The organism is Caballeronia sp. GAFFF1 (genome assembly GCF_023630705.1).
Taxonomy (GTDB): Bacteria; Pseudomonadota; Gammaproteobacteria; order Burkholderiales; family Burkholderiaceae; genus Caballeronia.
This window is the reverse complement of record NZ_JALQEM010000002.1, coordinates 92,654-105,989: the sequence shown is the minus strand read 5'-3', so window position 1 is coordinate 105,989 and position 13,336 is coordinate 92,654. Positions and strand designations below refer to the sequence as shown.

15 protein-coding genes and 1 tRNA gene are annotated in these 13,336 nt (G+C 63.3%); 11 read left to right on the top strand and 5 right to left on the bottom strand.

Annotated elements, in window-relative coordinates; translation table 11 throughout:
• Window positions 1-23: 23 nt before the first annotated feature.
• The 8 genes from NCR37_RS01380 (at window position 24) to hisC (ending at window position 7,147) form a co-directional block, all read left to right on the top strand.
• On the top strand, window positions 24-1,880 hold the full coding sequence (locus tag NCR37_RS01380) for a tetratricopeptide repeat protein (protein ID WP_250471170.1): 1,857 nt from the start codon (window positions 24-26) through the stop codon (window positions 1,878-1,880).
• Window positions 1,880-2,515, top strand: coding sequence for a lipoprotein insertase outer membrane protein LolB (lolB, locus tag NCR37_RS01375; RefSeq protein WP_250471169.1), 636 nt, complete (start codon window positions 1,880-1,882; stop codon window positions 2,513-2,515). Before NCR37_RS01380 ends, lolB begins: the two co-directional genes overlap by 1 nt.
• Before the next feature lie 18 nt (window positions 2,516-2,533).
• Window positions 2,534-3,415, top strand: coding sequence for a 4-(cytidine 5'-diphospho)-2-C-methyl-D-erythritol kinase (gene ispE / locus NCR37_RS01370; protein WP_250471167.1), 882 nt, complete (start codon window positions 2,534-2,536; stop codon window positions 3,413-3,415).
• A gap of 55 nt (window positions 3,416-3,470) precedes the next feature.
• Window positions 3,471-3,547 (top strand) — tRNA-Gln (locus tag NCR37_RS01365).
• Between the two features lie 47 nt (window positions 3,548-3,594).
• Entirely contained in the window at window positions 3,595-4,548 is a 954-nt protein-coding gene (locus NCR37_RS01360) for a ribose-phosphate pyrophosphokinase (protein ID WP_250471165.1), read from the top strand.
• Window positions 4,549-4,695: 147 nt separating this feature from the next.
• Window positions 4,696-5,313: a 50S ribosomal protein L25/general stress protein Ctc gene (locus tag NCR37_RS01355; protein ID WP_250471164.1), complete on the top strand. Its 618-nt coding sequence runs from the start codon at window positions 4,696-4,698 to the stop codon at window positions 5,311-5,313.
• A gap of 140 nt (window positions 5,314-5,453) precedes the next feature.
• Complete coding sequence (pth, locus tag NCR37_RS01350) at window positions 5,454-6,056, top strand: aminoacyl-tRNA hydrolase (RefSeq protein WP_248321068.1); 603 nt, start codon at window positions 5,454-5,456, stop codon at window positions 6,054-6,056.
• A 20-nt stretch (window positions 6,057-6,076) separates the two neighbouring features.
• Window positions 6,077-7,147 (top strand): histidinol-phosphate transaminase, encoded by a 1,071-nt coding sequence (gene hisC, locus NCR37_RS01345; protein WP_250471163.1) that lies wholly within the window; start codon window positions 6,077-6,079, stop codon window positions 7,145-7,147.
• A 3-nt stretch (window positions 7,148-7,150) separates the two neighbouring features.
• On the opposite strand, the gene NCR37_RS01340 is transcribed toward hisC, so the two are convergent.
• Window positions 7,151-7,408 (bottom strand): YfhL family 4Fe-4S dicluster ferredoxin, encoded by a 258-nt coding sequence (locus tag NCR37_RS01340; protein WP_159835144.1) that lies wholly within the window; start codon window positions 7,406-7,408, stop codon window positions 7,151-7,153.
• 300 nt (window positions 7,409-7,708) lie between these two features.
• Between NCR37_RS01340 and NCR37_RS01335 the strand changes: the two genes are divergently transcribed.
• Window positions 7,709-7,855: a hypothetical protein gene (locus NCR37_RS01335; protein ID WP_250471162.1), complete on the top strand. Its 147-nt coding sequence runs from the start codon at window positions 7,709-7,711 to the stop codon at window positions 7,853-7,855.
• Window positions 7,856-7,868: 13 nt separating this feature from the next.
• On the opposite strand, the gene NCR37_RS01330 is transcribed toward NCR37_RS01335, so the two are convergent.
• Entirely contained in the window at window positions 7,869-8,438 is a 570-nt protein-coding gene (locus NCR37_RS01330) for a hypothetical protein (RefSeq protein WP_250471161.1), read from the bottom strand.
• Between the two features lie 92 nt (window positions 8,439-8,530).
• On the opposite strand from NCR37_RS01330, the gene NCR37_RS01325 reads away from it, so the two are divergent.
• Complete coding sequence (locus tag NCR37_RS01325; RefSeq protein ID WP_250471160.1) at window positions 8,531-8,881, top strand: winged helix-turn-helix domain-containing protein; 351 nt, start codon at window positions 8,531-8,533, stop codon at window positions 8,879-8,881.
• A gap of 30 nt (window positions 8,882-8,911) precedes the next feature.
• Here NCR37_RS01325 and coaD read toward each other — a convergent pair whose 3' ends face one another.
• Together coaD and rsmD are read right to left on the bottom strand one after the other, a co-directional pair.
• Entirely contained in the window at window positions 8,912-9,418 is a 507-nt protein-coding gene (coaD, locus tag NCR37_RS01320) for a pantetheine-phosphate adenylyltransferase (RefSeq protein ID WP_250471159.1), read from the bottom strand.
• A 100-nt stretch (window positions 9,419-9,518) separates the two neighbouring features.
• On the bottom strand, window positions 9,519-10,154 hold the full coding sequence (gene rsmD / locus NCR37_RS01315; RefSeq protein WP_250471158.1) for a 16S rRNA (guanine(966)-N(2))-methyltransferase RsmD: 636 nt from the start codon (window positions 10,152-10,154) through the stop codon (window positions 9,519-9,521).
• Between the two features lie 207 nt (window positions 10,155-10,361).
• Between rsmD and ftsY the strand changes: the two genes are divergently transcribed.
• Window positions 10,362-11,585, top strand: a complete 1,224-nt coding sequence (ftsY, locus tag NCR37_RS01310; protein ID WP_250471157.1) for a signal recognition particle-docking protein FtsY — start codon at window positions 10,362-10,364, stop codon at window positions 11,583-11,585.
• Between the two features lie 305 nt (window positions 11,586-11,890).
• On the opposite strand, the gene NCR37_RS01305 is transcribed toward ftsY, so the two are convergent.
• Window positions 11,891-13,324: an efflux transporter outer membrane subunit gene (locus NCR37_RS01305; RefSeq protein WP_250471156.1), complete on the bottom strand. Its 1,434-nt coding sequence runs from the start codon at window positions 13,322-13,324 to the stop codon at window positions 11,891-11,893.
• Window positions 13,325-13,336: the final 12 nt, after the last annotated feature.

Below are 13,336 nucleotides of genomic sequence, written 5' to 3'. Positions count from 1 at the left end.
ACCGAAACATCGTCTGGATTTCCATGAACTCGTTCGTCACGAAGCTGTTTGCGAAGCGTCAGGCCGGCTTGACGCAATCGTTCGCGATGCCAATGTCACGCGCCGCCGGCGCGGTAGCGCTGGCACTCGCCGCAATCGCGTTTGCGCCCGCGCATGCGCAGTCGCCCAATGCGACGCCCGTTCCTGGCGACGACGATTCCGCTGCCCAGACGGCCGCCGACGCGCTGACCGCGCCCGTCAGCGGCGCGGAGCAGCAAGACCTGCCGAATGTGGCGGTGTCGAGCCAGATCGTGTTTCAGGTTTTGGCCGCCGAAGTCGCGTTGCAGCGCGGACAGCCCGCGCCCGCTTTCCAGACTTATCTCTCGCTCGCCCGCGACACGCACGATCCGCGCTTCGCTCAGCGCGCGACCGAAATCGCCATTGCCGCGCAAAGTCCCAACGACGCGCTCACGTCCGCCCAACTCTGGCAGCAGTTCGCGCCGCATTCAGAGCGCGCGGCGCAGTTGAGCGCATCGCTCCTGATCGTCTCCGGCAAGCCCGACGACGCGAAGCCCACGCTCGAGCGCGAACTCGCGAAGGTGCCGCCCGAGCAGCGCGGCGAGGCGCTTCTCTCGCTGCAATCGCTGCTGGCGCGCGGGCCGAATCGGGTGGGCGGCCTCAACGTGCTGAAGGACCTCACCGCGAACGACCGCGATCGTCCGGAAGCGCAACTCGCGCTCGCGCGTCAGCAGTTGCTCGCGGACGATCAGCCGGGCGCGAAGGCATCGCTCGAAAAGGCGCTGCAGTTGCGGCCCGACTACCTGCCGGCTGCGTTGACGCTCGCGCGCATGGGGCCGCAGGAGCGCGCCGAAGGCATCGCTTCGTTCGAGAAGTATCTGACGAAGAACCCGAAGTCGCATGACGCGCGGCTCGCGCTCGCGCAACTGTATCTGTCGTCCGACCGGCTCGACGACGCGCAGAAGCAGTTCGAAATCATGCGCAAGAACGATTCGAAAGACCTGACGCCGCTGATGGCGCTCGCGCTCATCGACGTCCAGAAGAAGCAGTTCGACAAGGCGAAGGACTATCTGAACCAATACGCGAAGGCCGCGGAAAGCACGCCGGGCGCAGACCCGGGCCAGGCGTACATCTATCTCGCGCAGCTCGCGCTGGAGCAGAAGGACGAAGCCGCCGCCGCACAGTGGCTGGACAAGATTCCGCGCACGAGCCAGCAGTATCTGCCGGCGCAGATCACCCGCGCGCAATTGCTCGCGAAGCAGGGCAAGGTGGATGATGCCCGCGCGCTCATCAACAGTCTGCAAAGCTCGGATCCGCGCGATCTCGCGCTTCTTGCGCGCACCGATTCGGCGATTCTCTTCGAAGCGCATCGCTATCAGGAAGCCGAGGACAACCTGGCGAAGGCGGTCGCCGCGTTTCCGGACGATCCCGACCTCGTGTACGACTACGCGATGGCCGCCGAAAAGAACGGCCACTACGACGTGATGGAAACGCAACTGCGCACGCTGATGCGCACGCAGCCGAACAACCCGCAGGCGTACAACGCGCTCGGGTATTCGCTCGTCGATCGCAATCAGCGGCTCGACGAAGCGGTGCATCTGATCGAAAAGGCGGTGTCGCTCGCGCCGAACGACGCGTTCATCATGGACAGCCTCGGCTGGGCGCGCTTCCGTCAAGGAAACGCAGCCGAAGCCGAGAAGATCCTCAAGAATGCTTATGACCTTCAGCCGAATGCCGAAATCGGCGCGCATCTCGGCGAAGTGCAGTGGAAGTCCGGCCAGCAGGACCAGGCGCGCGCTACGTGGCGGCAGGCTCAGAAGCTCGAACCGGGCAACGATACGCTCGTCAAAACGCTGAAACGACTTCAGGTGAACGATCTTTGATGGCATTCGACTTCTTCGCCGGCGCGAAGCGTCCCGGGGCGCGGCGCTGCGCGCTCGGATTCGCGGCGGCTGCCGCGCTGGTCTTGTCCGGCTGTGCGCTGCAACCGCGCCTGCCGACCACGTCGGAAGGCTCGAGATCGCTCGCGACGCAGACGAGCCGCATGTACCACGGGCGCTTCGCCGTGCAATACGACGATCAGAACGGCGTCGCGCGTAACGCCTACGGCAACTTCGACTGGCAGGAAACGGGCGATACGGTCACGCTTCAGTTGCGCAATCCGCTCGGGCAGACCATGGCGATCGTCACGTCGTCGCCTTCCCTCGCGACGCTCGAACTGCCGAATCGCCAGCCTCTCAACGCGGACAACGTCTCCGATCTGATGCGAAACGCGCTCGGCTTCGCGCTGCCCGTCGAAGGCTTGCGCTACTGGCTGCAACCGTCGGCGGCGCCGACATCGCGCGCAGAGACGACGCTCGACCCGGAATCGAACAATGGCCGTCCCAAGGAAATCAAGCAGGACGGCTGGACGATCGACTACCTCGCCTATGCCGAGCCGCCCGCCACCGGCGTCAAGCGCGTCAACCTCACGCGCAGCGAGCCGCCGCTCGACATCAAGCTCGTCATCGACCAGTAACGCTCTATCGCCTGCCGCATGTCTTCTTTCAACGATTCGATGCGCGATTGCCTCGCGCCCGCGAAGCTGAACCTGTTCCTGCACATCACGGGCCGTCGTCCGGATGGCTATCACGACCTGCAAACCGTCTTTCAGCTACTCGACTGGGGCGATGTCCTACACTTCAGGCGCCGCGAAGACGGCATAGTAACGCGCAAGACCGACGTGCCCGGCGTGGCCGAGGACGACGACCTCGTCGTGCGGGCCGCCCGATTGCTTCAGAAGCACACGGGCAGCCGCTATGGCGTCGAGATCGAGATCGACAAGCGCCTGCCGATGGGCGCGGGGCTTGGCGGAGGAAGTTCCGACGCAGCGACGACTCTTTTGGCGTTGAATCGTCTATGGGGAGTTGACCTTTCGCGTGAAACTCTGCAGAATCTCGCCCTGCAACTCGGCGCGGACGTGCCGTTTTTTGTCTTCGGGCAAAATGCATTTGCAGAGGGTGTGGGCGAGGCGTTACAGGCGGTCGAATTGCCGAAACGCTTCTTCCTGGTAGTCACGCCCGATGTGCACGTTCCGACCGCGGCGATTTTTTCCGAAAAAAGCTTGACACGGAATACGAAAGTCGCCACAATCATGGACTTTCTTGCACAGCAAAGGTCAGACACTAACTGGCCAGACAGCTTCGGTCGGAACGACATGCAGGCTGTAGTTGCAGAAAAGTACGCGGAAGTTGCAAAGGTGCTCGAGTGGTTTTCCAATCTCGCACCGGCGCGAATGACCGGATCTGGAGCAAGCGTGTTCGCCGCTTTCCCCAGCCAGGCCGAAGCGGAGTTGGCGCAAGCCAAGCTGCCGGCAAGCTGGAGTAGCGTGGTGACAAGCAGTCTGGATTCTCATCCTCTCTTCGCTTTCGCGTCATAGATTTAGTTTTGTCGGGTATGTCCTACACTTCCCGGCAAGATTCAAGGTTAAGTGTAGGGGAGTCGCCAAGTTGGTCAAGGCACCGGATTTTGATTCCGGCATGCGAGGGTTCGAGTCCTTCCTCCCCTGCCATTCTTTCTCGCGTTTTCCTCACGCCTCCAGCCGCAGACAGGTGCACGATGAGCAGTGACGGCCTGATGGTTTTTACTGGCAACGCGAATCCCGCGCTTGCTCAGGAAGTCGTCAAGATCCTAGGAATCCCTCTCGGCAAAGCAATGGTCAGCCGTTTCTCCGACGGCGAAATCATGGTCGAGATCCAGGAAAACGTTCGAGGCAAAGACGTCTTCGTTCTTCAGTCCACGTGCGCACCGACGAACGATAACCTGATGGAACTCATGATCATGGTCGATGCGCTCAAGCGCGCATCCGCAGGCCGGATCACCGCAGCCATCCCCTACTTCGGCTATGCGCGCCAGGACCGCCGTCCGCGTTCCGCGCGCGTGGCTATCTCGGCGAAGGTCGTCGCGAACATGCTGGAGATTGCCGGCGTCGATCGCGTGATCACCATGGACCTTCACGCCGACCAGATTCAAGGTTTCTTCGACATTCCTGTCGACAATATCTACGCAACGCCCGTTTTGCTCGGCGATCTGCGCAAGCAGAACCATGATCATCTGCTGATCGTATCGCCGGACGTCGGCGGCGTCGTGCGCGCCCGCGCGCTCGCGAAGCAGATGAACACGGACCTCGCGATCATCGACAAACGCCGTCCGAAGGCGAACGTCGCCGAGGTGATGAATGTCATCGGTGAAGTCGAGGGCCGCACGTGCGTCATCATGGACGACATGGTCGACACCGCCGGCACGCTGTGCAAGGCCGCGCAAGTGTTGAAGGATCGCGGCGCGAAGCAGGTCTTCGCCTACGCCACGCATCCGGTCCTGTCGGGTGGCGCCGCGGAGCGCATCACGGCTTCGCAGCTGGACGAACTCGTCGTCACGGACACCATTCCGCTGTCGGCGGAATCGCTGGCATGCCCGAAGATTCGTCCGCTGACGAGCGCAGGACTGCTTGCGGAGACGTTCTCGCGCATCCGGCGCGGCGACTCGGTGATGTCGCTCTTCGCCGAAGGCTAAAGCATTGGCAATACACGCGAGGCTCAGGCTTCGCGTTCTTGCATGATCGGCGCGAACGTACGAAGGTTCGCGCCGTTTGTTATGGGATCGTCGCTTTCGATGATCCCGGTTTCCCTGCCTGGTCGCGGGCAGTTATAGGAGTCAAAGATGAAAGTCGTCGCTTTCGAGCGTAGCAAGCAAGGTACGGGTGCGAGCCGCCGCCTGCGTAACTCGGGCAAGACCCCGGGTATCGTGTATGGCGGTAACGCGGACGTTCAACTGGTCGAACTCGACCACAACGCCCTGTGGCACGCCCTGAAGAAGGAAGTGTTCCATTCGTCGATTCTCGACCTGGAAGTCGGTGGCAACTCGCAGCAAGTGCTGCTGCGCGACGTGCAATATCACCCGTTCAAGCAACTGGTGCTGCACGTGGATTTCCAGCGCGTCGATGCGACGAAGAAGCTGCACACCAAGGTGCCGCTGCACTTCATGAATCAGGAATCGAATCCGGCCGTGAAGCTGGCGGGCGCCGTGATTTCGCACGTCGTCACCGAACTGGAAGTGGAATGCCTGCCGGGCGACCTGCCGGAATTCCTCGAAATCGATCTGGCGAAGATCGAAGCCGGCCAGACGATGCACGCGAAGGACATCACGCTGCCGAAGGGCGTCGTGCTGACCGCGCACGTCGAGGCGGAAAACCCGGTGGTGGCATCGGCGACCGTGCCGGCTGCGAAGCAGTCGGATGTGGCAGGCGACGCAGCGGAAGGCGAAACGCCGGCTGCTTAAGCTTCGCAAGGTGCCTAACGGCGCTGTAGTATCCTCTCGATCCGTTCACGGAACGGTCGACGTGACCCGCCGGTGTGCAAGCCCCGGCGGGTTTTTTTTTCGCATGACAACACGCGGGCTGCGGCTCGCGACGATTCGACATGATCAAGCTGATCGTTGGCCTCGGCAATCCGGGCGCCGAATATACGGCGACACGCCATAACGCGGGCTTCTGGTTCGTCGATCAACTGGCGCGCGACGCCGGCGCGACGTTGCGCGACGAGCGGCGCTTCCACGGGCACTACGGCAAAGGGCGTCTGCACGGCCATGAGATTCACCTGCTGGAACCGCAGACGTTCATGAACCGCTCCGGCCAGTCGGTCGTCGCGGTCGCGCAGTTCTTCAAGATTCTGCCGGACGAGATTCTCGTCGCGCACGACGAACTGGATCTTCCGCCAGGCACCGTCAAGATGAAGCTCGGCGGCGGCAGCGGCGGCCACAACGGGCTGAAGGACATTTCGGCGCACTTGTCGTCGCAGCAATACTGGCGCTTGCGCATCGGCATCGGGCATCCGCGCGATCTGATTCCCGAAGGCGCGCGGGCGGGCGCGAAGCCGGACGTCGCGAATTTCGTGCTGAAGCCGCCGCGACGCGAGGAACAGGACGTCATCGACCAGTCGATCGAGCGCGCGCTCGCCGTCATGCCTTTCGTCGTCGCGGGCGAGACCGAACGCGCGATGATGAATCTGCACCGCAATTCCTGACCACGAATCTGGAGCCCAACGTGAGCCGTTTCTGGAACGATATCGTTCATCGTCTGACGCCGTATGTGCCGGGCGAGCAGCCCGCGCTGACGCATCCGATCAAGCTGAACACGAACGAAAATCCGTATCCGCCGTCGCCGCGCGTGGTCGAGGCGATCCGCCGCGAACTCGGCGAAGACGGCGCGTCGCTGCGCAAGTATCCCGATCCGACGGCCCGCGCGCTGCGCGAGGCGGTGGCCGCGCACCACGGCGTGCGCGTCGAGCAGGTTTTCGCGGGCAACGGTTCCGATGAAGTGCTCGCGCATGCATTCCAGGCGCTGCTCAAGCGCGACCTGCCGATCCGCTTCCCCGATATCACGTACAGCTTCTACCCGGTCTACGCGCAGCTATACGGCGTGGCGTACGAGACGATTCCGCTCGATGCGGCTTTCGCCGTCGATATCGACGCGTATCGTGCGCCGAACGGCGGCGTGCTGCTTCCGAACCCGAACGCGCCGACCGGCCGCGCGCTGCCGCTCGCGGACATCGAAGCGTTGTTGAAGGCGAATCCGGAGGTGCCGGTGATTGTCGACGAAGCCTATGTCGATTTCGGCGCGCAATCCGCCGTGAGCCTGATCGACGCCTATCCGAATCTGCTCGTCGTGCAGACGACATCGAAGGCGCGCTCGCTCGCGGGCATGCGCGTGGGCTTCGCGTTCGGCGATGCGGCGCTGATCGAAGGACTGACGCGCGTGAAGGACAGCTTCAATTCGTATCCGCTCGATCGGCTCGCGCAAGCGGCCGCGCTCGCGTCGTACGAAGACCGCGCATGGTTCGAGGAAAGCTGCAGGAAAGTCGTGGAAAGCCGCGAAAGGTTGAACGCGCGGTTGCAAAGCCTGGGGTTCGACGTGGTGCCTTCGGCGGCGAACTTCGTGTTCGCGAAGCATGCCGCTCACGATGCCGCCGCCCTCGCCGCCGCGCTCCGGCAGCGCGAGATTTTTGTGCGGCACTTCAAGCTGCCGCGCATCGACCAGCATTTGCGCATTTCCATCGGCACGGACGCCGAATGCGATGCGCTGACGGCTGCGCTCGAAGAACTGATCGGCGGTTGAGTCTTATCGGCCCTTCGCCGCCATCAACGCGTGATACTTCGTCAGCAGTTGCTCCGGCGTTTCGACGTGTGCCGGATCGCGCGGAATGCACTCAACGGGGCAGACTTGCTGGCACTGCGGTTCATCGAAGTGGCCGACGCATTCCGTGCATTTGTTCGGATCGATCACGTAGATGTCCGTACCCATCGAAATGGCGTCGTTGGGGCACTCGGGCTCGCAGACGTCGCAGTTGATGCACTCGTCGGTGATGATCAGAGACATGTCGCAGCCAGCTTTGCGTTAAAAAACAAGCGATTATAACGTGCCGGCGCGTTGCCCGCCGGTGCGCGCCACCATGAACAGCGCGCGGACCCTCAGGTTTGGCGGGCTCCTGCCGTAAACCAGCAGTGAACTACGAGTGCCCGTCACGCGGCCCAATTGTTATAGATTTCATATCGATCTCCGGCTTCGTTTCACCGATATTCATCACTGTAAGAGCGACTTATGCTTGCGCTTCTCGGTCTCGCTGGATGCTTGTCGCTGCTTCTGGTCTGCGCCACGTGCCGCCGGCCCGGAGTGGCATTGTTCACCATGATCACGTTGTCGAACCGCAAGCGCACGCTTACCGCCCTGGGCAGCACGCTCTATGTCGTGTTCTGGACGTTTTGCGTCGTCATCATCACGCTTTCGCTGCTCTATCCGAACGCCTTCATGCAACAACGCGCATAGCGGCGCGTTGGCGCTAGTCTTCGAGCCGTTCGCCGCGAGGCAGCCCGTGTCTGAAAACGATGGCCAGCAACGCTTTCGCCGCGTACAGCACGATCAACGCGCCGGCCAGATCGCCTACGACCATCACGAAGAACCGCTCGACGATATTCTGCGTATCCCCGCGCAGCGCAAACCAGATGTGATGCAACAGCGGGTTCGCGATGGAATAGGCGAGCGCGAGAATCAACAGGCGGTTCGCGGTGAGGTTTCCCAATGACGCCTTGAGGCCGTACCACTCGCGCGCTAGCCGATACACCGCATACGGCGCAACCGTCGCGATGATGCCCCCGGCGAAAGCTCGCACCGGGTCGTGCGGAAAGAAGTAAAAGAAGTCGACGAGCCAGCTTGCGATCAACAGGCCGAGCGCGCCGTCGCCGCCCAAAAGAAGCGTACTGAGCAGCCTCACGCCCGACGGCAGATAGATCCAGTTGACGCCCCGAACGAACTCGGTGTGCGCGAAGACGCGTTCGTTGAGCCACAGAGACAGCACGAACACGGCCGCTGTGCCGAGCACGGAGACGACGTGCAAGCGCAGATTGGACATGGGAGTAGAATGGCCGCCACCCGTTGTTATCGGCTCATCTTAGCTCACGCGGTTGATGCGGATCGAGCCGTCACACTGGATGAAGCACAGGCATGACCCGCCCCGCCGATATCTATCTCCGATTCCTTCAGCTCGCCGAAGCGCTGCGCGGCCTGCCCGCGCTCGATCCGCTGGAGGAGCGCATCCTCGAATTCGTCGCGCGCATGAGCCAGCAGAAAGCGCGTCTTTCCGTGCGAGACGTGATGGCGCAAAGCCAGTTCGGATCGCCCGCGACGCTGCACGCGCGCATCACGTCGATGCGCGAGAAGGGCTGGATCGTCCTCACCGATACCGAAGACGCGCGCCGCAAGCAGATCGAGTTGACGCCCGGCGCGCTACGTCATTTCGACAAGCTCGCGGAAGCATTCTCCAAAGCGGCAGACAAGCACGGCGCGCCGGATTGAGCGCCCCGGCGCCCATGCTCGTGCGCATGCTTATGGCGCGGCAGGATCTTTTTGAGGAACAGCCGCGACCTTGTCGATGAGCCGCTTCTCGACGGAAGGGAACACGAACTTGCTGACGTCGCCGCCGAGTTGCGCGATCTCGCGCACGATGGTGCCCGAGATGAATTGATACTGGTCCGACGGCGTCATGAACATGGTTTCGACGTCGGGCAGCAGATAGCGGTTCATGCCGGCCATCTGAAACTCGTACTCGAAGTCGGAGACGGCGCGCAGTCCGCGCACGATCACGCGCGCATTGTTCTTGCGCACGAAGTCCTTCAGTAGCCCGGTGAAGCTGCTCACTTGCACGTTCGGATAATGCCCGAGCACGTCATGCGCGATATCGAGCCGCTCCTGCAACGTGAAAAACGGCTTCTTCGCGCGGCTGTCGGCCACGCCCACGACCAGCGTATCGAAAATGCTCGATGCGCGCCGCACGATGTCTTCATGCCCGCGCGTCAGCGGGTCGAATGTTCCCGGGTACACGGCGACAACCATGAGCTTCTCCTCTTTTATTGACCTTGGGCCGCGCTCCGGCGACCGTCATTCCCGCGATGCCCGCTCCGGTACGCCTCGGCGCCCGGATTCGGCAGGCGCATTATTCCTCATTTTGGCGGCGCAGCAAATGATACCGAACCGCGCCCGCCTTGCCCTCGCGGGCCACGGTCCAGCCGGAAAGCGCGTCGATGGCGGCGGGGTCCAGCGGCTCGCCGCATTCGACGTAAATGGCGCCATCGGGCGCGGCGAGCGGCGCGGCGAGTTCGAGCGCGCGCGTGAGCAACGCTTGATCGCCGAAAGGGGGATCGAGAAAGATCACGTCGAACGAACCGGGCGCGAGGCCGGCGGCGAGTCGCAGCGCATCGGCTTCGGCCACTTCGATGTTGCGGGCGGCGAGCCGGTCGAGATTCGCGCGAAGCTGCGCGGCGGCGCGCGCGTTGCGCTCGACCATCAGCACGCGCGACGCGCCGCGCGACGCCGCCTCGAACCCGAGCGCCCCGCTGCCGGCGAAGAGATCGAGGCAGCGGCGGCCGTCGAGATCCTGACCAAGCCAGTTGAAGAGCGTCTCGCGCACGCGGTCGGGCGTCGGACGCAGGCCGTCGAGGTCGAGCACGGGCAACGGCGTGCGCTTCCAGTTGCCGCCGATGATGCGGATGGTATGCGGCTTGCCGCCGCGCGAAGGCGCGCGGTGAGAGGCGGCAGAAGCGGTCGGGCGTGATACGGAAGAACGGGACATAGGGGAAAGCGTTGGAATCGGGCGCGAGCGCCGAATGCACGGCGCGCATGGTGAAAGCCAACGTTACCACAGGCGGCTGGCGCACAAGCGCGATAGACGACGCCTGATAAAATACGCGGCTTACCTCTTCTTGCGCGGGCCATTGCGCGGCGTTCTTCCACGAGCGCGCCGGGCCGTCGATTGACGCGCGCATCATCGTCCGAGACCATGTTCAGCTTTTTCAAACGATTCAAAAAGCCGGCTGACGCGCCGCTCGACCCATCCGCCGAGAATACGCCCGACGCCGCAGAGGACGAAGAAGCGTCCGCTCCCGTGATCGAGGCGGAGCTGGAACGCGAGCCGGCCGTCGACGCCGCCATTCCTTCGGAAGCACCGCCTGCCGAAGTCGAGCCTGAACCGCCCGCCGAAGCTGCCGCGAACGGCGATTCGAAGCCGCACTGGCAGGGACGCACGCAGTCGCAATGGCTGCGCGCGCCGGAAACCGACGAGGCGAGCGAAGAAGTCCTGCCGCCGCCCGAGCCCGACGCGGCCGCTAAGAAGTCGTGGCTGTCGCGCCTGCGGAACGGCCTGTCGAAGACGAGTTCGAGCCTGACGGGAATCTTTGTCGGCGCGAAGATCGACGAAGACCTGTACGAGGAGCTCGAAACCGCGCTGCTGATGTCCGACGCGGGCGTCGATGCCACCGAATTCCTGCTCGAATCACTGCGCGAGAAAGTGCGCGCCGAGCGCTTGACCGAGGCCACGCAGGTGAAGGCGGCGTTGCGCGCGCTGCTCGTCGATTTGCTGCATCCCCTCGAAAAGTCGCTGATGCTCGGCCGCGCGCAGCCGCTCGTGATGATGATCGCGGGCGTGAACGGCGTCGGCAAGACAACGAGCATCGGCAAGCTGGCGAAGCACTTGCAGAGCTTCAACCAGTCGGTGCTGCTTGCCGCCGGCGACACCTTCCGCGCCGCCGCCCGCGAACAGCTCACTGTCTGGGGCGAGCGCAACAACGTGACGGTGATCGCGCAGGAAAGCGGCGACGCGGCCGCCGTTATTTTCGACGCCGTGGGCGCGGCGCGCGCCCGCAAGATCGACGTGATGATGGCCGACACCGCCGGCCGTCTGCCGACTCAGCTGCATCTGATGGAAGAGTTGCGCAAGGTGCGCCGCGTGATCGCGAAGGCCATGCCGGATGCGCCTCACGAAGTGCTGCTCGTCATCGACGCGAACACGGGGCAAAACGCGCTGGCGCAAGTGAAGGCGTTCGACGATGCGCTCGGTCTGACCGGCCTCATCGTGACGAAGCTGGACGGCACGGCCAAGGGCGGCATTCTCGCCGCCATCGCGCGGCAGCGGCCGATTCCGGTGTACTTCATCGGCGTCGGCGAGAAAGTCGAGGACTTGCAGCCGTTCAAGGCGGAAGAGTTCGCCGACGCGCTGCTGGGTTGATGTTCGCGAAAAAGGGCGTCGGGGAGACGCCCTTTTTTTTCGTCGTGCGCGAGCGAAGGCTCATTCCGACTTCCGAGACACACTCTGTGTCCCGCACCGCGAGCGCGGTGCGTTGTATCGGACGAAGTTGCCATAGCAAGGCGAAGAAGCCAGAGCACGTTGGTGTGGACGCCGGTCACGCACCGACGATAGGACGCCAAGCCAGTTCTCTCGCGCGAAGGATTGATCCATCGACGATCGTGCGTGCGTGTCTGCTTCGGGCATAGAAAGGCCAGAAACGCGGCTTCTGCGCCCCTAGCGCAAATTCACCATGCCCGTCCAAGCGACTGAAACAGCGCCGCCGTGTCCGACAACCGGTCGGCATGAGCACGGCTTCGATCCAATGTGGTCTGCAGCGCCGAGCGTTGCGTATCGAGCAGGCCGAACTGACTGACGCCGCCTGCCGCATACTGCGCTTGCGCGATAGCAAGACTTGCCTCGGCTTCGCGCTGCGCGTCGCTGCGTTGGCTCAGCGTTTGTGCGTCGTGATTCAGCGCCTGCAATGCATCGGCGACTTGCTGCAGCGCCTGAAGCACGGTTTGCTTATAGCTGGCCAATGCCGCTTCATACTGTGCCTGTGCGGCGCGCTTCTTCGCGCGCAGCTCGCCGCCATGAAAGAGCGGCTGCGTCAAATTAAGGCCGATATTCCAGATGTTCATTCCATTCAGCACGTCCGCTATTCGCGTGCGCTGCGAGCCGATCCCCGCCGAAATCGCAAACTGCGGATACAGGTTGGCCGTTGCCACGCCTACATTCGCGCTCGCCTGGTGCAGCAGCGCTTCGGACGCGCGAATATCGGGGCGTTCTTGCGCGAGGGTTGAAGGCAGCGTCACCGGAACAACCGACGGCAGCTGTAACGAGGCGAGCGTGATGTCGTGAAAATCGGCATCGGAAGGCGCAGTACCGAGCAATATCGCCAGTCGATGATCGGCTTGGGCAAGTTGCGTCGACAGTGGCGGCAGTGTCGCGCGTGTTTGCGCGAGCAGCGTGCGCTGACTGCTCACGTCGAGCAGCGACACGCCGCCGGCCGCGAATCGTCGTTCGATGATCGACAACTGGCGCGCCTGGGTGTCAGCGAGGCCTTCCGTCAGGTCAATCTCGTTCTGTAGCGACGCCCGGCGGATCGCATACGCAACGACGTTGCCGGCGAGCGAGAGCTTGGCCGCTTCGAGCTCGTAGGCTTCGTAATCGACCTGCGCCATCAGCCCTTCCAGCGTGCGCCGGTTGCCGCCGAAAACATCGAGCGCATAAGACACGCTGAGCGACGCGTTGTAGACGGTGAAAGGACCTGGACTCGGTACTGACGTAATACCGAACGAATTCAGGTCGACTTTCTGGCGCGTGGCGGACAAACCGGCGTCGATCTCGGGATACCTCGTAGCGCCGGCTTCCGCCACATAGTTCTCGCGCGCTTCCGTCAACCTGGCTCGCGGTTGCGCCAGCGTCGGGCTGTTGTGCCACGCTGTGTCGACGAGACGGTTCAGCGCGTCGGAGCCGAACTGCGTCCACCACATGGGCAACGCGGTATCGGCGTGGGTGAAGGTCTGCGTCGTTCCCTCTGCCTCGGCGGTCACGGGCTGGGCGTCGCGCGTATATGACTTTGCGGTGGGCGCGGCCGGCGACTCGAAGTCGGGGCCTGCCGCGCAGCCGCAAACCGCGAAAGCCGCGGCGAGGACGGTGGCGCCTGCGAAGATCTTCATCGACGGATCCTC

Bases quoted from the DNA above. Each gene is read 5' to 3' on its own strand.
- NCR37_RS01380 (WP_250471170.1), top strand. From the start codon at position 24: ATGAACTCGTTCGTCACGAAGCTGTTTGCGAAGCGTCAGGCCGGCTTG.
- lolB (WP_250471169.1), top strand. From the start codon at position 1,880: ATGGCATTCGACTTCTTCGCCGGCGCGAAGCGTCCCGGGGCGCGGCGC.
- ispE (WP_250471167.1), top strand. From the start codon at position 2,534: ATGTCTTCTTTCAACGATTCGATGCGCGATTGCCTCGCGCCCGCGAAG.
- NCR37_RS01360 (WP_250471165.1), top strand. From the start codon at position 3,595: ATGAGCAGTGACGGCCTGATGGTTTTTACTGGCAACGCGAATCCCGCG.
- NCR37_RS01355 (WP_250471164.1), top strand. From the start codon at position 4,696: ATGAAAGTCGTCGCTTTCGAGCGTAGCAAGCAAGGTACGGGTGCGAGC.
- pth (WP_248321068.1), top strand. From the start codon at position 5,454: ATGATCAAGCTGATCGTTGGCCTCGGCAATCCGGGCGCCGAATATACG.
- NCR37_RS01340 (WP_159835144.1), bottom strand. From the start codon at position 7,408: ATGTCTCTGATCATCACCGACGAGTGCATCAACTGCGACGTCTGCGAG.
- NCR37_RS01330 (WP_250471161.1), bottom strand. From the start codon at position 8,438: ATGTCCAATCTGCGCTTGCACGTCGTCTCCGTGCTCGGCACAGCGGCC.
- NCR37_RS01325 (WP_250471160.1), top strand. From the start codon at position 8,531: ATGACCCGCCCCGCCGATATCTATCTCCGATTCCTTCAGCTCGCCGAA.
- coaD (WP_250471159.1), bottom strand. From the start codon at position 9,418: ATGGTTGTCGCCGTGTACCCGGGAACATTCGACCCGCTGACGCGCGGG.
- rsmD (WP_250471158.1), bottom strand. From the start codon at position 10,154: ATGTCCCGTTCTTCCGTATCACGCCCGACCGCTTCTGCCGCCTCTCAC.
- ftsY (WP_250471157.1), top strand. From the start codon at position 10,362: ATGTTCAGCTTTTTCAAACGATTCAAAAAGCCGGCTGACGCGCCGCTC.
- NCR37_RS01305 (WP_250471156.1), bottom strand. From the start codon at position 13,324: ATGAAGATCTTCGCAGGCGCCACCGTCCTCGCCGCGGCTTTCGCGGTT.